We start from the raw sequence: 19,992 nt of genomic DNA on the forward strand, positions 1-19,992 counted from the left end.
GCGAGCGCTCGCCCTCTTATTTAGTCTTTGTAAAATGAGAAGTGATGCTGTGCCGCGACGATTTGCTCGCGCGTCAGCATAAACACGCCGTCACCGCCGTTATCAAACTCCAGCCAGGTAAACAGCACGTCTGGATACTGATCGATCATATGCACCATGCTGTTACCGACTTCGCAAATCAGCACGCCTTGCTCGGTGAGGTAATCGGGGGCACAGGCCAGAATGCGGCGTACCAGTTTCAGGCCGTCGCTGCCCGCTGCCAGACCGAGTTCCGGCTCGTGGCGGTATTCATTCGGCAGATCGTCCATATCTTCCGCATCCACGTAAGGGGGATTGGTGACGATCAAATCGTATTTCACCGGCGGCAAGTTGCGGAACAGATCGGCGCGGATTGGCGTAACGTGGTTCAGCAGCCCATGCTCTTCGATGTTTTGCTCGGCAACAGCCAGCGCATCGGTGGAGATATCCACCGCATCCACTTCCGCTTCCGGGAAGGCATATGCGCAGGCAATGGCGATGCAGCCGCTGCCGGTACACATATCGAGAATGTGATTAGGCGCATCGCTGATCAAACCGGCAAAACGGTTCTCAATCAGTTCACCAATCGGTGAACGCGGTACTAACACGCGTTCATCAACGTAAAATTCGTGGCCGCAGAACCAGGCTTTATTGGTGAGATAAGCCACTGGAATGCGCTCGTTGACGCGGCGAATCACGCGCTCAACAATGCGATGACGCTCGCTGGCAGTGAGGCGCGCATTGCGCATATCTTCTGGAATATCCAGCGGCAGCCACAGCGTTGGCAGAACCAGTTGGACTGCTTCGTCCCAGGGATTATCCGTGCCGTGGCCGTACCAAATGCCTGCCGCCGAAAAGCGGCTGACAGCCCAGCGCAGCATGTCCTGAATGGTGTGCAGTTCATTCACTGCCTCATCGACGAAAATCTTGTCCACGTAGCCCTCCGCAGGCCATAAAATCAATCGGCCGATAGTGTGCCACGAAGCCGGGCAGAATTCAGCGCAGCGAGGCGAAAAAGCTGACATTTGTTAACGCTAACGGTTAAGGTATGCCACCGGCTGTTAACCAGCCTTTTCTGACCTATTACAGAGCCATGAGTAAGAAAACGCCGCTAAGCCAGGACGATCAGCAGATGTTCCGCCAGTTGATGAGTGGGACGCGCAAGTTGAAACAGGACACCATTGTGCACAAACCGGTGGTGAAAACGCGTGAACTGCCGTTAAAACGCCTGATTTCAGAACAAGCCGATAACAGCCATTACTTCTCTGACGAGTTTCAGCCACTGTTGTCCAGCGAAGGACCGATGCGTTACGTGCGTGCTGACGTCAGCCATTACGAGCAGAAAAAATTGCGTCGCGGCGATTACACGCCAGAAATTTTTCTCGATCTGCACGGCTTAACGCAGATGCAGGCCAAGCAGGAGCTCGGCGCGCTTATCGCCGCCTGTCGCCGTGAGCATCTGTTCTGCGCCAGCGTAATGACAGGACACGGTAAACATATCCTCAAGCAGCAGACGCCGCTGTGGCTGGCACAGCATCCGCATGTGATGGCGTTTCATCAGGCACCGAAAATGTTTGGCGGCGACGCCGCGCTGCTGGTGTTGATAGAAGTGGAAGAGTGGCAACCGCCAGAACTGCCTTAATATGGCATCCAGCCAAAGTACATCCCCAGGATGCTGATTTTAGTCAGTGACTGGGTGAGCAAGTGCAGCCAACGCACCTGCAGCTTGAAGTATGGCGGCTAGAAAAGGAAAGGGCCGCGTTTGCGGCCCACTGAGAGAGTATAAATCTCAGAGAAATTAGATTGCTTTGGCCAGTTTTGATGGGCTGACCTGCCACTCCAGCTTGCCTTCGCAGGCATCTGCATCAAAGTTCACGCAGGCTATTGCTGAAGTCGCGAACATCGGCGGCGCTTCCTGCGGGCAGAGTTCAGACACCAGATATCCCACCAGCGGCAGATGCGAAATCACCAGCGCCGACTTGATCCCTTTTTGTGCCAGCGCCTGCAGATAACAGGCCACCATGCCCGGATCGCCGCCCGGCGTGAGTTCCGGTAACACATCCTGCCCTTCCGGCAGCTTCAAGGTTTCGCGCACCGTTGCGAGCGTTTGCTCGGCACGCAGATAGGGACTGACTAATACCCGATCGATATCTGGCGTTTTGCCGTTGAGCCAGCTCGCCATCGCTCTCGATTCATCACAGCCACAGAGTGTGAGAGGTCGAACAGAATCACTCGCTGCTTCCAGAGCTGCGTCGCCATGACGCATGATAAAAACTTGCATAAAGCACCGCTGTTGTTTGTCGATATCGCCCGGTACCACAGCACCAGACGCTTCATTCTGCGAATGAACGGTGTGTTTTACCCCAATGGCTTCAGTATAGTCAACCGGTTGTTTATTAAATAAGCAAATCTCAGAATGGTGCCGCGCTTACCGCTGCGCGGCTCTCTGACTAACCCGCTGAATCTCTGTGCCTATTCACGATTGTGCTGAAGTGTAAAAATTCGTTTGCTCTTCTGACATTGCGATCAGCGCCTCACTCGGCGTAAAACGATCGCCGTGCTGCTGCATTAATGACCTTAATGCGTTGACGATATCGCCAATGCCTCGCTGATCCATATAGCGAAACGGACCGCCAAGGAACGGTGGGAAACCGATGCCAAATACCGCCGCGATATCACCATCACGCGCGCTGCGGATTACCGCTTCATCCAGGCAGCGTGCCGCTTCGTTCAGCATCATCAACACGCAGCGCTCGGCGATCTGCACTTCACTCTGCTTCGCCTGCGGTTTGATGTTCAACAACGTGTAGAGGGACGCATCAGCTTTACGCCTGCCCGGCCAGCGCGAGCGATGATAAAGATAGAAACCTTGGTGGTTTTTGCGCCCTTTTCTACCGTCGGCCAGAATTGCGTTCGCGGCTGGGGGTGCACTGAAACGTGAACCGTAAGCCTGTTCGAGAATCGGGCTGATTTTGCTACCGACATCAATTCCCACTTCGTCAAGCAGCTGCAACGGTCCAACCGGGAAACCGAATTTCACTAAAGCGCGATCGATATGCTCAATCGGCTCACCTTCCTGCAAGCAGTGCATCGCTTCATTTATATAAGGCGCGAGAATGCGGTTAACGTAAAAGCCGGGACGATCCGCCACGACGACGGCAGTTTTGCCCTGCTGACGTGCCAACTGCACCGTATTCGCCAGCGTTTGCGCCGAGGTATTGGCATGAGGAATGACCTCCACCAACGGCATTTTGTCCACCGGGCTGAAGTAGTGCAGCCCGATAATATTTTCCGGTCGCTGCGCGTTAGCGGCAATCTCCGCAATCGGCAGTGACGAGGTATTGGAGGCGAAAATGGTATGCGGCTGGCAATGGCTTTCGATTTCGTTGACCATCTGCTGCTTGAGCGCCAGATCCTCAAATACCGCTTCAATCACCAGATCGCGCTGACTAAACCCTTGATAATCGATGCCGCCGCTGATGCGCGCCATCTGTTGCTGACGTTCGGCCGCCTTTAGCTGGCGCCGCTTCACCTTGTTGCTCAGTAGATCCCAGCTGTATTGCAGCGCATGATTCACGCCGTTGAGATTGATGTCTTTAATGCGCACCGGCAAACCGGCTTTCAGCGCGGTGACGCTGGCGATGCCGCCACCCATCAACCCGCCGCCGAGCACGCCAATCTGCTTCAGCGCTTGCGGCTCAACACTGGCCATCGCCTCTTTCTTTAAAGCGGTTGAGGCGAAGAACAGGCTGCGCAACGCCGCCGATTCTGGTGTCATCGCCAATTGGCCAAAGGCGCGCGCTTCCGCTTCGTGCCCGGCGCTGCTGCCCTGCTCCAGACCCATGCGCACCACGTCAAGAATACGCTCGGCCGCAGGATAGTTACCCTGGGTTTTGCTGTGGGTTTGACGCCGCGCCAGCGAAAACAGCACCTGACGCGCAATCGGCCCCTGCAGTAAGCGATCGCGGCGCGATAGCTCCCGGCGTGCGCCTTTTCCTTTATGTACGCGTGCAATCGCCGTTTCCAGCAGAATCGATTGCGGCACCGCGTCATCCACAATCCCGAGCTTGAGCGCCTGCTTAGCACGCAGCTGTTTACCGGTGAGGATCAGCGGCAGCGCCTGCTGCACGCCAATCAGGCGCGGCAACCGTTGCGTACCGCCGGACCCCGGCAGCAGACCGAGTTGTACCTCCGGCAAACCGAGACGCGTTTTGTCATCCAACGAACAGATGCGAGCATCACAGGCCAGCGCCAGTTCCAGACCGCCGCCAAGACAGGCACCGTGAATCGCTGCCACGACAGGAAACGGCAGCGCAGCAATCATCGCCATCACCTCTTGTCCCTGTTTTGCCAGCGCCTCCGCTTCTTGCGCCGTTTTGCAGTTGGCGATCATGCTAATATCTGCTCCGGCAACAAAGTTGTCCGGTTTACCGGAGATCAACACTAATCCGACCAAATCCTTATGGCTGCGCGCTTGATCCAGCACCGCTTTAATCTGCGGCACAAACTCGGCCTTCAACGTGTTCATCTTCTCGCCCGGTACGTCGAGGGTGATCACACCAACATGGTCGAGACGCATATGTAAATGAAAGGCAGATTCGCTCATTATTCGGCCTCCAGAACCATTGCCGTGCCCAAGCCTCCCGCCGCGCAGGCGGTGACCAATCCTAAACCGCCGCCGCGCCGCCGCAGTTCCTGCAACGTTTGCGTGATCATGCGTGCGCCGGTGGCGGCAAACGGATGTCCATAAGCAATCGATCCGCCGAGCACGTTAAAGCGTTCTTCATTGACTTCGCCCAGCGCATGAGGACGATTTAACACCTCGCGCGCAAAACGTTCATCGCGGAACATTTTTAAGTTCGCTAAGGTCTGTGCGGCAAAGGCTTCATGCATATCAATCAGCGTCAGATCGTTAAGCGTGATGCCGGCGCGATCCAGTGCCAGCGGTGAGGCGTAAGCGGGACCCAACAGCATGTCCTGCCAGACATCAATCGCGGTAAAAGCGTAGCTACGCAGATAGCCCAAAGGTTGAATGCCAAGCTCACGCGCGCGCCCTTCGCGCATCAGGATCACTGCCGCGGCGCCATCGGTCAGCGGCGTGCTGTTGGCGGCGGTCACTGAACCGTGGCGGCGATCAAATGCCGGACGCAGTTTAGCGTAATCGGCAGCGCTGGCGTTGAAGCGGATATTGTTGTCCTGCTCGATAGGTGCTTTCCACGGCGGGACAAACGCTGGCATGACTTCCTGCGTTAGTACGCCCGATTGCCAGGCGCGCGCAGCATGCTGGTGCGAACGCAGCGCTAACCCGTCTTGCTGCTCACGTGTGATGCCGTGACTTTTCGCCATCTGCTCGGCGGTATCGCCCATGCGCAACCCGGTGGAATACTCCGCGACTGCCGGTGGCACCGGCATCAGATCGCGGGGGCGTAAACGACGCAGGATGCTGAGTTTTTGGCTGAAGCTGCGAGCTTTATTCAGATCCACCAGCGCACGCGCCAGGGTTTTACTGACGCCAATCGGCAGCACTGACGATGAGTCCGCGCCGCCCGCAATACCGGCATCAATGGTGCCTGCCATCAGGCTTTCCGCCACGTTTGCCACCGCCTGAAAGCTGGTGGCACAGGCGCGACTCACGCTGTACGCATCGGTATGCACGCTTAGTCCGCTGCTCAGGACAATTTCACGCGCAATGTTGGGCGCTTCCGGCATCTGTACCACCTGACCAAACACCAGTTGGTCGATGACGTCGACCGGTAATTCGCTGCGCGCCATCAGTTCGCTGATCACCATGCGGCCCAACTCCAGTGCGGGAATGCCGTGAAAATCGGTCGCTTGACGGGCAAAAGGGGTTCGTAATCCGTGGGTTATGGCGATACGTTCGCCCTGACGCGTCAGCAGCGGCTGCGCTTTGCTCATTGCAATCACCTGTAATTTTCGACCGGGGCATCATTGCCAAACAGGTCTGACCTGATCATCAGTGTTAACTAAGTGTTGCTAAGTAGCCAATAACCAGAGGAAAAAAGTGCGAGGGAATACACGAAAAAGAGTTAACGCTGCCGAAGGGAGTTCGGCAGCGGCGGGATTAACGTAAGCCGAGCTGGAAAATCAGGGTTTCAGCCTGGCAGGCAAAGGTGAAGTCGATAGTCAGGCGCACAGCGTCGCCTTCATTGGCAAAATCCGCGCGAATTTCGCAAGGATCGGATTCCACCTGACGCGCGCGTTCAGTCAAATGCGCCAGCATCGCATCCGCCGCATGACGATCGGCAAATACACCCGACCAGCTTGCGGTGCAATCGGTGTTATCCATAACGGTACCCACATCTACACAGCAACAGGCCGCCGTTTCGTTAGCACTACACTTTTTAATGGCATCAGTCATGGTTTTCTCCTGACGATAAATTCAACATGATCGGATCATTTTCTGCCGCAAAGTGTACGCCTGCTGCGTTTTCACATCTACGATCACGCCGCTAAGTGACGAATATCACAATAAAAATTGATCCAGAACATAATTGAAAGCGCTGTCGTCAGTGAATCGCTAAGATTTTGTTAAGCAGATCTGATTTTATCAATCAAATTGGAAATATCTCAAAAACATTATTGCAACAAATACACAGGTCGGACCTATACTCGTCGCACTGGTCTGATATGTGGTTTTGCCATCAGTCCCTACAATTCGCCGCTCTTTGTTACGCGACGTAACAACGTTAAATAATAAATCTAGATGAGGTTGTGGTCATGAACCATAAAAACCTGTTTGCAAAGTCAGCTGTGGCAGCTGCAGTAACGCTCGTCTGTTCTCATGTTTACGCCGCGGGCTTTCAACTTAATGAATTCTCAGCAATTGGTTTAGGTCGTGCTTATTCCGGTGAGGGTGCGATGGGTGATACCGCCGCCTCTGCCAGCCGCAACCCGGCAACCATGGCGTTAATGGATCGCCCCTCTTTCTCCATCGGCGCGGTGTATATTGATCCTGAAGTGGATATCAGCGGTCAGAGCCCATCTGGTCGCAGCCTTGATTCAAAAAATATTGCCCCAAACCAGTGGATTCCCAATATCCACTATGTACAGCCGATTAACGATCAATGGTGGATTGGCGCTTCAGCCACCTCGAATTATGGTCTGGCAACCGAATTTAATGATGGTTATACCGCGGGCGGTTACGGCGGCAAAACCGACCTGATGACCGGTAATTTTAATGTCAGCACGGCTTATCGACTGAATGAACACTTCAGTTTCGGTATCGGATTTGATGCGGTCTACGCCAAAGCGAAAATTGAGCGTTATGCCGGTGAAGCAGGTGCAGTAGCTGGATTACCCGCCGATACCCAGATTGCGCATTTAAAAGGTGATGAGTGGGGCTACGGCTGGAACGCCGGCATCCTGTACGAAGTGGATAAAGACAACCGCTTTGGCTTTACCTACCGTTCAGAAGTCAAAGTGGACTTTGACGGTGACTATAAGAGCAACATCCCCACCGCCTTTAATGGTACGCCACAGGCACTTGCTTTAGGTCTGCCTTACGGCACAAGCGGCACCACTATCCCGGGTTCTCTGACCTTAAATCTGCCTGAGATGTGGGAAGTTTCCGGTTGGCATAAAGTTGCGCCACAATGGGCCGTGCACTATAGCCTGGCGTACACCAGTTGGAGTCAGTTCCAGGAACTTAAAGCCACCGGCAGCAATGGCCAGACGCTGTTCTACAAGGATGAAGGCTTCCACGATGCCTATCGAATTGCGTTGGGTACAACGTACTTCTATGACGATAACTGGACCTTCCGCAGCGGTATCGCCTTTGATGACAGCCCGGTTCCGGCCGATAAGCGCTCTATCTCCATCCCGGATCAGGATCGCCTGTGGTTGAGCGCCGGTGCGTCATACGCGTTTAATGAAGATGCATCTGTAGACGTGGGTGTTTCTTACATGCATGGCCAAAAAGTTACCGTCAAAGAAGGCCCCTATACCTTTAACTCAGAAGGTAAAGCCTGGCTGTACGGCGCGAACTTCAACTATAAGTTCTGATGTCTTGCTAGACGTGAAAAAAACGGCGACTGTTATGTCGCCGTTTTCTTTTATTGGGAATCGATATCCTTGAGATCATCCTGAATCGCACTGGCATTCGGATTATCTTCCGGCTTCAGCTTACCGCCGTTGGCGATAAAGTCATGCCGCTGGAAGTAGGCATTACGAATAAAGGCGTAAGGATCTTGCTGCTGGCGCAGGATGGCATCGGAATCCAGCAATTGCGCACGCGTTTCAATACCTTCCAGCGTCCATTTACCCACCGAGATCGGCCAGCTCAACCAGCTGAGAACCGGATAGAGGGTATCGACGAAATCACCGCCATCTTCACGAACGGTGAAACTACCGTAAGCCGGTAATTCAACATACGGGCCGTAACCGACGCCGTAACGTCCCAGCGTGCTACCAAAACGATGCGGCACTTCACGCGCCAGCTCCGGATTGGCTTTGCCCGCCACGTCGATAAAACCACCCAGCCCTAACACGGTGTTCAGGAAGAAGCGGGTGAAGTGGACGCCGGCCTGGCGAGGTTCACCCACCAGGATGGCGTTGACCATGCTGGCAGGCTCTTCAAGGTTACCGAGCACATTGCTGATACCGCTGCGTGCCGGCACCGGCACATAATCACGCCAGGCTACCGCCACCGGGCGCAGAACATACGGATCCAACACGTTGTAGTTGAAGTTAAACATCGTGCGGTTAAAGCCTTCCAGCGGATCGCTGCGCTGCGCAGGTTCCGTATTGTCGGCCGGTTTTGAGCTGGCGCAACCCACCAACAGTAAACTGGCTAACGCCAAACCGGTCAGGCGGTTATTCATTCTTCTCTCCCTGTGCGGAACAGTAAGGTATCGCTTCAGGGCTGCTGTTGATTAATTTCCACAGCCAGCTGCTGATGACCATTCCAGGGTGTGACCGCGCTTAAACCAAACCAGTCGCCAGACTGAGGATTGGCACTGCCGTCGCGCGAAATGCGCACCCTGACCTGCACCTGATGCTGCGCCGAAAGCAGGCGATCGGGCATCATGGCATTGCTGTCATCCAGCGTAAGCGATAACGGGAAGTGGCTCAGCGGTAAACGCTTCACAGCCACAGGCACCGGTGAAACACCGTCAGACACAGAAATATACAACAGTCCGCCTTGCGGTAACATTTTTTCTGCCTGTGGCGTCAAACTCACCGTCAATGCCAGGTTGCTATTTTGCTGTCCCGCGGCGGTTTTCGCTTGTTCAATACTGCGTTCGATCATGGTGATGCGGCGATCGCCTGCCGGTAACAGTTTCAACATCACCTGCCAGGCACCAATTGCTTCATTGTACTGCTGCTGTTCAAAAGCATTAAACGCCAGCAGACTCAGCGTGCGCACATCGCTGTGATCGCGTTTGAGCAGCTCTTTCAGCAATACGTTGGCCTGACGATTATCCTGCGGATCGCTGGAACGCGTTAGCACCTCGGCGTAATCCTGCTGCAGTTCGATATTGTCTGGCGCCAGCTGCAGCGCATGTTCAAACGCCTGGCTGGCATCGGTGGCGTTATTCAGCACCATGCCTAAGCGGCCCAGCATCGCCCAATCGTTGAGGTTAGTAGCGTCGTTCTGCAGCGAGTTACGCAGACCAAGCTGCAGACGCGCCAGCTCTTCCATGGTCAGCGGTTGAGCTTTGGGATCCATCACGCGCGCACGTAACGCAGGATATTCCTGCTGTACGCTGACAAATGCGGTCTGCTGCGCGAGTCCGCCGGTTTTCAGATACATGCCAACCGACACCACCACCAACACAATTACGCCTGGCAGTAATACCCAGCGGCTGCTGCGATGAAGGGTAGCGGCATCCTGCTGCGGCACATCGGTTAACAGCGTTTGTTGCAGCTCGCGCACCATTTCCGGGCGTTCAGCCACTACGCCCTCTTCTTCATCACGTTCCAGCTCGCGCAGGCGTTGCTGGTAGAAATGGGTGTTGAGACGATCGCGATCGCCACTGCTGGCCTCGCGCTGACGCCAGCCGGCACGCAGAAACAGCGCGATGGCCGCCAGCAGTAAAATAATCAGGGTAATCCAGAATCCAGTCATTACGGCTTCCCGTCACGCTTGAGTAACGCCGCAAGGCGCTGTTGTTCACTATCGTCCAGTTCGCTACGCGCTCTACCGCGACGATTGCGCAGAATAATGATCAGCGCCCCCAGCACCACAAATAGCGCTGGCCCCACCCACAAAATCAGCGTGGAAGGGGTTACCGGCGGCTCATAGGTCACAAAGTTGCCATAACGCGCCACCATGTAATCGATGATTTGCTGACGATTTTCACCCTGCTTCATCAGCTCGTAGACTTTGAGACGCATGTCTGCGGCGATCATCGCATTGGAATCGGCAATGCTGTTGTTCTGGCATTTTGGGCAACGCAGCGATGCTGTGAGATCGCGGTATTGCTCTTCCTGCTGCACCGAATCGAACTGATAGGTATCAATCGCCGCCCACAGGCTGGTGCTGAGCAGAATGCCCGCAAAGAGGAGAAGCAGCCGTTTCATACGCCCGCCTCCTTGTTGTATTTATCCCACAGCGGTTTCACTTCTTCGCGCCAGACGCGATCGTTCATGTCGCCAGCGTGGCGATAGCGAATAATGCCTTTGCCATCGATCAGGAAGGTTTCCGGGGCGCCGTAAACGCCGAGATCCAGACCGAGCATGCCGTTACCGTCATACAGGCTGAGCGCATATGGATTGCCCAGCGTGTTCAGCCAGGTCACGGCTTTGTTGCGATCGTCTTTATAATTCAGGCCAACCACACGAATGCCTTTTTCCGCCAGCGTGTTGAGATATTGATGCTCAGCGCGGCAGGTCGGGCACCATGTTGCCCAGACATTCAGCAGAATCGGCTTGCCGTCGGTCAGAACATGTTGATCGTAAATTTTGCCCGGCTGATCGAGCGCTTCAAGTTTAAACACCGGCACCGGCTTGCCGATCAGCGCCGACTCAAGACGCGTCGGATCATCGCCGTTGGCGTTGCGCGACAGCTGCCACAGCAGCGCCACCGCTAATAACAGAAAAAGAACTAACGGGATAAACAGAATTTTTTTGTTCATGCCAGCTCCTCGCGCTCTTCTTTTTTACGTGAGCGATAGCGCGGATCGAACAGGCAGAATAAACCGCCCACCGCCATAAACACGCCGCCGTACCAGATCCAGCGCACAAACGGTTTGTAGTAAATACGCACCGCCCAGGAACCATCATCCAGCTCTTCACCGAGTGCCGCATAAAGATCGCGGGTGAAACCGCCGCTGATCGCTGCTTCCGTCATCATGGTGCGTGCTGCTGCATAGAAGCGTTTCTCCGCCTGCATCACCGCTTCCAGTTTGCCGTCACGCGTCACTTCGATTACCGCCACGCCGCCGCTGTAGTTCGGCCCTTGCAGGTTACGTACGCCATGGAAAGTGAAATGATAATTGTGGATATCGACGCTATCGCCCGCCTTCATACGGACATCACGCTCAACGCTATATTGGGTACTAAAGGCGATCCCGACAACGGTCACCGCCACGCCAAGATGGCCCAGCACCATGCCCCAATGGCTGCGCGAAAGATGACGTAAACCTTTGAAGAAGGAGTGACGATGGGTGGCGCGCTCGTGCAGTTCCATCAGCGTCAGCATGATCACCCAAATCGACATCAGCAGGCCGATTACCGTCATGGCCTCAATACGATCCTGCAGCACCCACGGTAGCGCGATTGACAGAATCAGCGTCACCAGCAGGCCAACACCAAGGCGTTTCCACAGCTTTTGCGGCTGATCGCGACGCCAGCGCACCAGCGGGCCAATGCCGAGCATCAGCGCGAACGGTGCCATCAGCCAGGTAAACATAGTATTAAAGAAGGGTTCACCCACCGAGATGCTGCCGAGACCCAGCTGTTTATGCACCAGCGGCAGCAGCGTACCGAGCAATACCACCAGCATCGCGGCAATCAGCAGCACGTTGTTACCCAGCAGGAAGGATTCGCGTGACCAGGCTTCGCTCTGCACGCGACTGCGCACCTGGCCGCCTTTCAGCGCATACAGCAGCAGTGAACTGCCAATCACAATCACCAGGAAGGCGAGAATAAACATACCGCGCGCCGGATCTGACGCGAATGAATGCACTGAAACCAGCACGCCGGAGCGCACGAGGAAGGTGCCAAGCAGACTTAACGAGAACGCGGTAATCGCCAGCAATACCGTCCACGACTTAAAGCTGCCGCGCTTTTCCGTCACCGCCAGCGAGTGCATCAGCGCTGTGCCAGCCAGCCACGGCATAAAGGAGGCGTTTTCGACCGGATCCCAGAACCACCAGCCGCCCCAGCCAAGCTCGTAATACGCCCACGCCGAACCGAGCACTATCCCGATAGTCAGGAACACCCACGCGGCGGTAGTCCAGGGACGTGACCAGCGCGCCCATGCGGTATCCAGACGTCCGGCCATCAGCGAGGCAATGGCAAACGCAAACGCCACCGAGAAGCCAACGTAACCCATGTATAACAGCGGCGGATGGAAGATCAGACCGATATCCTGCAGCATTGGATTCAGGTCACGCCCGTCAATCGGGAAGTTTGGCAAGGTGCGGGTAAACGGGTTCGAGGTGAGGATGATAAACAGCAGGAAGCCGAGGTTAATCATGCCCATCACCGCCAGCACGCGCGCCAGCGCATCCTGCGGCATTCCGCGACTGAAGATCGCCACCGCTAACGTCCAGGTGCTGAGCAGCAGCACCCACAACAGCAGTGAACCTTCGTGTGCGCCCCAGGTGGCCGCGACACGATAGTAAACCGGCAGCAAGGTGTTGGAGTTGGTTGCGACATAGCCGACGGTGAAATCATTCACTACAAAGGCGTGTACCAACACCAGGAAAGAGGCGGCGACACAGACAAACATGCCCCACGTCAGTGGACGCGCCATCGCCATCAAACGCGCATCCTGACGTGCCGCGCCCCACAGCGGATAAACACTCAACAGTAGCGCCAATCCCAGCGCCAGACACAGCAAGAAGCTACCAATTTCCGGCATCATGATTGCGCACCCGACTGCTGATAAGCGGACGTTGGTCCTGTGTGATTCTTCTTCATCGCATCTTCAATTTCAGGTGGCGTATATTTTTCATCGTGCTTCGCCAGCACTTCTTTGGCGTTCACCAGATTGCCTTCCTCAAGCACGCCTTGCGCGACGACGCCCTGCCCTACACGGAACAGGTCTGGCAGAATACCTTCGTAGGTGACACTGACCACGCCGTTGGCGTCATACAGTTTGAAAGAAACGGCGAGGGTTTTCGGATCGCGCTTGACGCTGCCCGGCATCACCATGCCGCCAATGCGCAAGCGCTGGCCCGGCTCAGGCTTCTGATGATCTTCGCCCTTGCCGTTCAAAATTTCACTTGGGGTATAAAACAGGTCGATGTTGGAACGCAGCGCGTACATCACCAGCGCGGTCGCCAGGCCAAGCCCGATCAACACCGCGACCGCCACATACAGACGGTTACGACGACGGATATTCACACGGATTCTCCCGCTGCTTCACTGGCAGCTTTTTTCGATTTAGCCGCGCGAATACGGCTCTCTCTCGACTGACGCTGACGAATTTCCGCCAGCAGACGGCGGCGGAACAGCACAGTGTGCAGCACCAGACCCAATAAGGGGATCAACGTGAGGATGACGGCGAGCCAGACGTAAAAGGCATAGCCGCCCATGGCAAAGAAATCGCTCCACGATGCAAAGGCTGGCGTCATGATTTGCGTCCTCCCTGTGCAACATCAATCGCCCACGGACGATGGCGCTCGGTAAACAGAATCAGGTTACGCAAACGCATTAAGGTCAGCGCGCCGAACACCAGCAAGTAGCCGATAATCGACCAGCGCAGCGGTGTGCGCATGCTCGGATCAATGGCCTGTTGCAGAATACCTGATGAACCTTGATGCAGCGTGTTCCACCACTGCACCGAGAAGTGAATGATCGGCAGATTGACTAAGCCCACCAGAATCAAAATCCCGGCAGCGCGACCGGCAGTGCGGCGATCGTCAAAGGAGTGATAGAGGGCGATAACGCCCATATAAAGGAACAGCAACACCAACTCCGATGTCAGGCGCGCATCCCAGATCCACCAGGTCCCCCACATTGGTTTGCCCCAGGCCGAACCGGTGATCAGCGCGATAAAAGTGAACACCGCGCCAATCGGCGCCATCGCGGCTGAAACCAGATCGGCCATCTTCATTTGCCACACCAGACCGATAAACGCGGCAATCGCCATTGATGCATATACACCCATTGACCACATCGCCGCAGGCACGTGAATGTACATAATTCGGAAGCTGTTGCCCTGCTGATAATCCGCCGGTGCAAAGCCGAAGCCCCACACCCAACCAAGTAACAGCGTGCCAACGCCCAGCACCGCGAACCAGGGAATCACGCGCCCGCATAGCTGGTAAAGCCGTTCAGGCTTTGCCCACTGGTGTAACCATTTCCACATTTTTGCATCGCTCACAATAAACAGAATTCAGGTTTCGGCCGCTCTGGGGCGACACGAATTAATGCAGACTGATACGCAAGGCTGCAGCCGTCGCAAACGGCGACAGCGTTGCGCTTACGGCCAGCATCGCGCCAAGAATCGCCAGATAACCACCGATCGGCAATCCCATCCCGGCGGCATCAATCGCCGCGCTGGCGAATATCAACACCGGTATCGACAACGGCAATACCAGCAAACTCAGTAATACGCCGCCGCGCCGCAGCCCAACGGTCAATCCAGTCCCAATCGCGCCGAGAAAACTCAGCGTTGGTGTGCCCAGCAGAAGCGTCAATGCCATCGCGCGCCAGCCGGCAAAATCCAGCGACAACAACAAGGCCGCCAGCGGCGACAATAAAATCAGCGGCAGCCCGGTAATCAGCCAGTGCGCAATTACTTTACCCAGCACGGTGACCGGCAGCGGCGTTGGCAACAGAAGTAGTTGCTCAAGCGAACCATCAAGAAAATCGTCACGAAACAGCCGTTCCAATGCCAGCAATGAGGCCAGCAACGCGGCAACCCACGCCACACCCGGCGCAATGCGCGCCAGCTGTTGCGGCTCCGGTCCGATACCTAACGGAAACAGCGTGATAACAATCAGGAAAAACCACAGCGGATTGATCACTTCCGCGCCGCTGCGAAAGGCAATTTTTAATTCACGCTGAATGACCCGGCCTAACATCAAGCCCACTCCGAAGTAAGACGAATTTTACGCACGCGAGAACGGTGGTCGGGCAGATCCTGATGCGTGGTCAAAATCACCGCTCCGCCGTTATCGGCATGCGCGGCAAATCGCGCCATTAATTGTTCCACACCGCCTTTATCGATAGCGGTCAAGGGTTCATCGAGGATCCATACGGACGCCGGGCTGAGCCACAGTCGGGCTAATGCCACGCGGCGTTGTTGTCCCGCAGAGAGTTGCGCCACTGGCACCTCTTCAAAACCCAGCAGGTCTACCTGCTCAAGTGCAGCAAAAATCGCGTCTTCATTGCTGCTGCCGTGCCAGAAATGCAGATTCTCTAACGGCGAGAGTACGGATTTAACGCCCGGGTGATGGCCGAGATAGAGCAGGTTTTGTTGCCATATTTCGCGCTGTTGGCGAATAGGTTGTGTTTGCCACAGCACGTCGCCCTCTTCCGCCCGGCTTAATCCCGCCAACAGGCGCAACAGCGAGGTTTTCCCGGCACCGTTAGGCCCTTCAATCTGCACAATGTCACCCGGTTGCACACAGAAGCTCAACCCATGAAACAGAGTTCGCTCATCACGAACGCATGAGAGATTAATGACTTCGAGCATAGAAGGGAGAATCACAGCAATGAATGAGGCGGCGATAATACCACAATGAATCTGTGGGCCGAAGTCTGTGAGCCAGCCTGCACTTACCCCAAATGGGGTATTCGTGCGCATCAGATCAAGGAATTGCTCAAAAAACCATCTCAGTTAAAATTTCGTTACTCTTAATTTGAATCCTCGTAACAAATTGACCTTGCTAAAACCAGCTACGCTTATTACGCATTGGCATTATCACCAGAGGAAAACATGAAACAATCACCATCGATTTCAAAGAGTGACAACGATGTAGAGAGTGATGAGAAGGATCAGGGCAAGGAGATCGAAGTTGATGAAGACGCCCTGCCCTCGCAGGCTGCGGCGATTCACGAGGAGATTCGTCACGACGGAGAAAAGGAGTTAGAGCGCGACGGTATGGCGCTGCTTTGGTCAGCAGTTGCCGCCGGACTGTCGATGAGCGCATCGCTCATGGCGAAAGGCATTTTTCAGGTCCATCTGAAAGGCGTGCCGGGGGCGTTTTTACTGGAGAATTTGGGTTATACGTTTGGCTTTGTCATTGTGATTATGGCGCGCCAGCAATTGTTTACTGAAAACACCGTCACCGCCGTTTTACCAGTGATGCACAAACCCACCGCCAGCAACTTTGCGCTGCTGTTACGTTTATGGTGTGTGGTGCTGCTCGGCAATCTGATTGGGACCGCGCTAGGTGCATTAGCCTTCAATCATATGCCGATTTTCGACGATGCTACGCGTCAGGCGTTTACCGCCATCAGTGAAAAAGTGATGGTGAACTCACCGAGTGAAATGTTCGCTAATGCCGTGATCTCCGGCTGGATTATCGCCACCATGGTATGGATGTTCCCGTATGCGGGCGCGGCGAAAATCGTGGTGATTGTGATGATGACCTGGCTGGTGGCGTTAGGCGATTTGGCACATATCGTGGTCGGTTCGGTCGAAGTGCTGTATCTGGTGTTTGCGGGTACGCTGCCGTGGTACGAATTCTTCTGGCCATTTGCTCTGCCTACGCTGCTGGGCAACATCACAGGCGGTACGCTGATTTTCGCCCTGATTAGCCATGCTCAGATCCGTAATGATATGAGTGAAGCGGCGAAAGCCAAAGCGCGGGCCGAGCAGAAGCGGAAAGAGAAGCTGAATCAAAAACAGCGCTGAGGTTGGTCTTAAATTGCTGATAGATTGAGCAAACAACCGCTGCATAGTTAAAATCAGGCGCGCAGTGCGCTATACTGCGCGCCCGGCGTCTCCTTAGTTAAATGGATATAACGAGCCCCTCCTAAGGGCTAGTTGCAGGTTCGATTCCTGCAGGGGACACCAGATTTTACTCTTTTGCTGCTTAAAACAGCCACCTCGCCAGACCCAGCGTCACGCCTGCAGTACTCATCATGCCAGCAACTATCCATTTCGTCTGTTTGCTCAATTCCTGATGAATTTTTCCTATATCCTGATGCACTTTGCCGATCTCCTGGTAAAGATCGCTTTTGGTGACGTAATTGGATTTGATAAACGCAATGTCCGTCTTCATTAAAGCCATGTCTGTTTTGATTTTGAGGATATCCGCTTCCAGCTTAGAAACGCGCTTTTCCATTATTACGCCCTCGTGTAACTTATCATTTTAATCAATGTGATACCTTCAATTTCCTGCAAAGCATCCTACGCTAAAACGAATAAAAAACAGGCGTCACAACGTTTGAAAATGCATAATTGGGAGATGGGTTCAGAAAAAAAGACGGGTTGTTGCGGACAATTACAACGCTTACGAGTGAGATCGTCATTAGCCCTGATCTTGTCGCCATGCTGAGGGCGTTACACCATGCAGTTGACGGAAGCGGTTACTGAAGTGGCTGGAAGAGTGAAAACCGCAGCGCAGTGCGATTTCGGTGAGCGGCAAACGGCTGAATTTCAGCAACTGCAGCGCAGCATCCATGCGGCGGCGCATCACATATTGATGCGGTGCCTCGCCCACACTGCTACGGAACATGCGTGCAAAATGGTATTCGCTCAGCGCCGCTTCGGCTGCCAGTTGCGCCAGCGTTAACGGTTGATCGAGCTGCGCATCAATATACGCCATTACGCGCCGCAACACGGCGGGTGCCAGACCGCCACGCACCTGCGGCGCGTGCCATTGCACATCACTGTAGCGTTGCAACAGATGCGTCACCAGTAATGTTGACGCACTGCTAAGCATCAATTGGTTCGCCGGCTGTTGCCAGTCGCTACTTAGCAAGAAGTGGCGATAGAGTTGCGTAATGCGGTCATCCGCAGAAAAGATCTTTTCATGCAGATTGAGCCGCGATGGACTGCGATCCCAGATCTGTTCGCCCAGATGGCGCAGATGTTCATCGGTGCAATAAAGATGCACAAACCATAAATCAGCACGAATATCCCACACCGACTCTACGCCGCTGGGCATCAGGCAAAAACGATCCGGGCCGCCGCCGTTGCGCCAGCCATGCGGGGTTTTATGCCAGGTTTCATAGCCGTCGGCGGTATATAGGCTCAACGTGTGGTGATTGCTGAGGTTGGTGACGCGATCGCCGCTGTTAAACCAGGCCGCCAGTTTAATGCCGCTCGACAACTGCACGCTGTCGCGCAGTTGCGCTTTGTGGCGCTGTAGCATGTTGAAAGTCTGGTAATCGGCCATGATTCATATCACTCGAAATTCATTAGTGCTCAGTGTACGGATCTCAGCGGACAGAAAACAGGTCACAGCGGGACGCAAAAGGAAAAAGCGCAAGATTTTGCAATTGCCGCGCAAAAGCGTGCAAGCGGCGCATGGCTATTCACGCCACACTGCGAGCCAGATTGTGTCGGAGAGCGCGTTATGAATGTGATGTTATACCTTGCCGTAGTAATGATTTGGGGCACCACCTGGATCGCCATTTTCCTGCAGCAGGAAGCGGCTGATACGCCAGTTTTGGTGGCGGTTTTCTGGCGTTTCTTACTGGCATCACTGGTGATGCTTGTCATCCTTAGACTGCTGCGCAGGCTGCGAGCGCTGGATAAGCGCGATCATCTGTTTTGCCTGCTGCAGGGCTGCTGCGTGTTTGGTTTCAACTTTGTCTGCTTCTATCATGCTGCCGCGTGGATTAGCAGCGGGCTGGAGTCGGTGATTTTCTCGATGGCCGTGCTTTATAACGCGCTTAACAGCTGGATTTTCTTCCGTCAGCGTCCATCGTTTCGCCTGTTACCGGCCGCCATACTTGGCCTTGGCGGCATTGTCGCGCTGTTCTGGAACGATATTCAGGCTGCGCATCCTGCGCCGCAATTGTTGTGGGGCGTTGGCCTGAGCGCGCTCGGCACCTTAGGCTTCTCCTTTGGCAATATGATTTCACTGCGCCACCAGCGTCGTCAGCGTGATGTATTGACCACGAACAGCTACGCCATGCTGTATGGCGCATTGGTGATGGCCGCACTGGCCTTGCTTAATGGCGATGCACTCGCGCCAGCCCTGAATATTCAGTGGTTAGGCGCCATGAGCTACCTGGCGATATTGGGTTCGGTAGTGGGATTTGGTGCCTATTTCACGCTGGTGGGACGTATTGGTGCCAGTCAGGCCGCTTACAGTACTTTGCTGTTTCCGTTGGTGGCACTTACGCTCTCCACGCTTTACGAAGGTTATCAGTGGCACAGTAATGCGATTGTGGGTTTGGTGATGATTCTGACGGGAAATATGGTGATGTTTGTCCGCTGGCCGACAATGGGCCATTTGCGTACGGCCTAAATAACCAGAGCGGGCATTGCGCCCGCTCTTTTGCTCCTCTAGCGCCAGCCCTGAACGCCGATATTGAGCTGGTGAGGTTTAGTTATGGCTTTTCTGGCAATCCAGTAAAGCAGGACGCGTTCATCATCTTTGTCGCGGTCGGCCATTGCCAGTAATTTCAGCGACAACGTGGATTTGTTCACTGGTTGATGCTCATCGCTTAACTCGATCACCGCCTGACCGATAATGCAGCAAACCTCATCCTCGCTTGACGCGGATTCATATGCTCGGTCTTTCATATTTCCTCCTCTTGAATGAATTATAAGCCTGGCAAACATCCCCAACTTTGCAGGCAATAAGGCGCGATCGATACAAGTGGTTACACATGGTTACCCATAGCAACCGCCAGGGTTAAAATGACATCACTCGC

The 19,992-nt window shown here is 54.7% G+C and carries 22 protein-coding genes and 1 tRNA gene; 5 read left to right on the forward strand and 18 right to left on the reverse strand.

From position 1 onward, the window contains the following. Nucleotides 1-20 precede the first annotated feature (20 nt). Entirely contained in the window at nt 21-953 is a 933-nt protein-coding gene (prmB, locus tag ACRQ84_RS09205; RefSeq protein ID WP_483817813.1) for a 50S ribosomal protein L3 N(5)-glutamine methyltransferase, read from the reverse strand. Between the two features lie 158 nt (nt 954-1,111). On the opposite strand from prmB, the gene smrB reads away from it, so the two are divergent. Next, a complete protein-coding gene (gene smrB, locus ACRQ84_RS09210) occupies nt 1,112-1,660 on the forward strand; it encodes an endonuclease SmrB (protein WP_483817814.1) in 549 nt (182 codons plus the stop codon). Nucleotides 1,661-1,816: 156 nt separating this feature from the next. Here smrB and sixA read toward each other — a convergent pair whose 3' ends face one another. The 4 genes from sixA to ACRQ84_RS09230 form a co-directional block, all read right to left on the reverse strand. After that, entirely contained in the window at nt 1,817-2,299 is a 483-nt protein-coding gene (gene sixA / locus ACRQ84_RS09215) for a phosphohistidine phosphatase SixA (protein WP_483817815.1), read from the reverse strand. 195 nt (nt 2,300-2,494) lie between these two features. Beyond that, complete coding sequence (gene fadJ / locus ACRQ84_RS09220; RefSeq protein ID WP_483817816.1) at nt 2,495-4,624, reverse strand: fatty acid oxidation complex subunit alpha FadJ; 2,130 nt, start codon at nt 4,622-4,624, stop codon at nt 2,495-2,497. Next, on the reverse strand, nt 4,624-5,934 hold the full coding sequence (gene fadI / locus ACRQ84_RS09225; protein ID WP_483817817.1) for an acetyl-CoA C-acyltransferase FadI: 1,311 nt from the start codon (nt 5,932-5,934) through the stop codon (nt 4,624-4,626). Before fadI ends, fadJ begins: the two co-directional genes overlap by 1 nt. Before the next feature lie 166 nt (nt 5,935-6,100). Continuing rightward, entirely contained in the window at nt 6,101-6,397 is a 297-nt protein-coding gene (locus ACRQ84_RS09230; RefSeq protein WP_073991668.1) for a YfcZ/YiiS family protein, read from the reverse strand. 359 nt (nt 6,398-6,756) lie between these two features. On the opposite strand from ACRQ84_RS09230, the gene fadL reads away from it, so the two are divergent. After that, nucleotides 6,757-8,040, forward strand: a complete 1,284-nt coding sequence (gene fadL, locus ACRQ84_RS09235; RefSeq protein WP_064739368.1) for a long-chain fatty acid transporter FadL — start codon at nt 6,757-6,759, stop codon at nt 8,038-8,040. 50 nt (nt 8,041-8,090) lie between these two features. Here the strand turns inward: fadL and mlaA are convergent, their stop codons facing one another. From mlaA to ccmA, 10 genes are read right to left on the reverse strand one after another with little or no spacing between them, the layout of a single operon-like run. After that, nucleotides 8,091-8,858, reverse strand: coding sequence for a phospholipid-binding lipoprotein MlaA (mlaA, locus tag ACRQ84_RS09240; RefSeq protein ID WP_064739369.1), 768 nt, complete (start codon nt 8,856-8,858; stop codon nt 8,091-8,093). Between the two features lie 35 nt (nt 8,859-8,893). Continuing rightward, nucleotides 8,894-10,105, reverse strand: coding sequence for a c-type cytochrome biogenesis protein CcmI (gene ccmI, locus ACRQ84_RS09245; RefSeq protein WP_483817818.1), 1,212 nt, complete (start codon nt 10,103-10,105; stop codon nt 8,894-8,896). Next, nucleotides 10,105-10,560: a cytochrome c-type biogenesis protein gene (locus tag ACRQ84_RS09250; protein WP_483817819.1), complete on the reverse strand. Its 456-nt coding sequence runs from the start codon at nt 10,558-10,560 to the stop codon at nt 10,105-10,107. Before ACRQ84_RS09250 ends, ccmI begins: the two co-directional genes overlap by 1 nt. Continuing rightward, the gene (locus tag ACRQ84_RS09255) at nt 10,557-11,114 is read right to left on the reverse strand and encodes a DsbE family thiol:disulfide interchange protein (RefSeq protein WP_483817820.1); all 558 of its coding nucleotides are present in this window, start codon (nt 11,112-11,114) and stop codon (nt 10,557-10,559) included. The genes ACRQ84_RS09250 and ACRQ84_RS09255 overlap by 4 nt, the downstream gene beginning before the upstream one ends. Continuing rightward, nucleotides 11,111-13,069 carry a heme lyase CcmF/NrfE family subunit gene (locus ACRQ84_RS09260; RefSeq protein WP_483817821.1) on the reverse strand — a complete coding sequence of 653 codons (1,959 nt, stop codon included), beginning with the start codon at nt 13,067-13,069 and terminating at the stop codon, nt 11,111-11,113. Before ACRQ84_RS09260 ends, ACRQ84_RS09255 begins: the two co-directional genes overlap by 4 nt. Continuing rightward, nucleotides 13,066-13,551 (reverse strand): cytochrome c maturation protein CcmE, encoded by a 486-nt coding sequence (gene ccmE / locus ACRQ84_RS09265; protein ID WP_483817822.1) that lies wholly within the window; start codon nt 13,549-13,551, stop codon nt 13,066-13,068. The genes ACRQ84_RS09260 and ccmE overlap by 4 nt, the downstream gene beginning before the upstream one ends. Beyond that, a complete protein-coding gene (gene ccmD, locus ACRQ84_RS09270; protein ID WP_064739375.1) occupies nt 13,548-13,781 on the reverse strand; it encodes a heme exporter protein CcmD in 234 nt (77 codons plus the stop codon). The genes ccmE and ccmD overlap by 4 nt, the downstream gene beginning before the upstream one ends. Continuing rightward, entirely contained in the window at nt 13,778-14,518 is a 741-nt protein-coding gene (locus tag ACRQ84_RS09275) for a heme ABC transporter permease (protein ID WP_483817823.1), read from the reverse strand. Before ACRQ84_RS09275 ends, ccmD begins: the two co-directional genes overlap by 4 nt. 58 nt (nt 14,519-14,576) lie before the next feature. Next, on the reverse strand, nt 14,577-15,236 hold the full coding sequence (ccmB, locus tag ACRQ84_RS09280) for a heme exporter protein CcmB (RefSeq protein WP_008101298.1): 660 nt from the start codon (nt 15,234-15,236) through the stop codon (nt 14,577-14,579). Next, nucleotides 15,236-15,850, reverse strand: a complete 615-nt coding sequence (gene ccmA, locus ACRQ84_RS09285; protein WP_483817824.1) for a cytochrome c biogenesis heme-transporting ATPase CcmA — start codon at nt 15,848-15,850, stop codon at nt 15,236-15,238. Before ccmA ends, ccmB begins: the two co-directional genes overlap by 1 nt. 243 nt (nt 15,851-16,093) lie before the next feature. On the opposite strand from ccmA, the gene ACRQ84_RS09290 reads away from it, so the two are divergent. Both ACRQ84_RS09290 and ACRQ84_RS09295 read left to right on the forward strand, forming a co-directional pair. After that, on the forward strand, nt 16,094-17,014 hold the full coding sequence (locus ACRQ84_RS09290; protein ID WP_064739377.1) for a formate/nitrite transporter family protein: 921 nt from the start codon (nt 16,094-16,096) through the stop codon (nt 17,012-17,014). Nucleotides 17,015-17,101: 87 nt separating this feature from the next. Next, a tRNA-Arg gene (locus ACRQ84_RS09295) sits at nt 17,102-17,176 on the forward strand. Nucleotides 17,177-17,195: 19 nt separating this feature from the next. On the opposite strand, the gene ACRQ84_RS09300 is transcribed toward ACRQ84_RS09295, so the two are convergent. After that, nucleotides 17,196-17,447, reverse strand: coding sequence for a hypothetical protein (locus ACRQ84_RS09300; protein WP_483817825.1), 252 nt, complete (start codon nt 17,445-17,447; stop codon nt 17,196-17,198). 186 nt (nt 17,448-17,633) lie between these two features. Beyond that, complete coding sequence (locus ACRQ84_RS09305) at nt 17,634-18,503, reverse strand: helix-turn-helix domain-containing protein (RefSeq protein ID WP_064739446.1); 870 nt, start codon at nt 18,501-18,503, stop codon at nt 17,634-17,636. A gap of 180 nt (nt 18,504-18,683) precedes the next feature. On the opposite strand from ACRQ84_RS09305, the gene ACRQ84_RS09310 reads away from it, so the two are divergent. Next, the gene (locus ACRQ84_RS09310; RefSeq protein ID WP_483817826.1) at nt 18,684-19,583 is read left to right on the forward strand and encodes a DMT family transporter; all 900 of its coding nucleotides are present in this window, start codon (nt 18,684-18,686) and stop codon (nt 19,581-19,583) included. A 38-nt stretch (nt 19,584-19,621) separates the two neighbouring features. Here the strand turns inward: ACRQ84_RS09310 and ACRQ84_RS09315 are convergent, their stop codons facing one another. Then, on the reverse strand, nt 19,622-19,861 hold the full coding sequence (locus tag ACRQ84_RS09315; protein WP_007889156.1) for a hypothetical protein: 240 nt from the start codon (nt 19,859-19,861) through the stop codon (nt 19,622-19,624). Between the last annotated feature and the right edge of the window lie 131 nt (nt 19,862-19,992).

Source organism: Pantoea sp. E2023-21, assembly GCF_051302795.1.
Classification (GTDB): Bacteria; Pseudomonadota; Gammaproteobacteria; order Enterobacterales; family Enterobacteriaceae; genus Pantoea; species Pantoea ludwigii_A.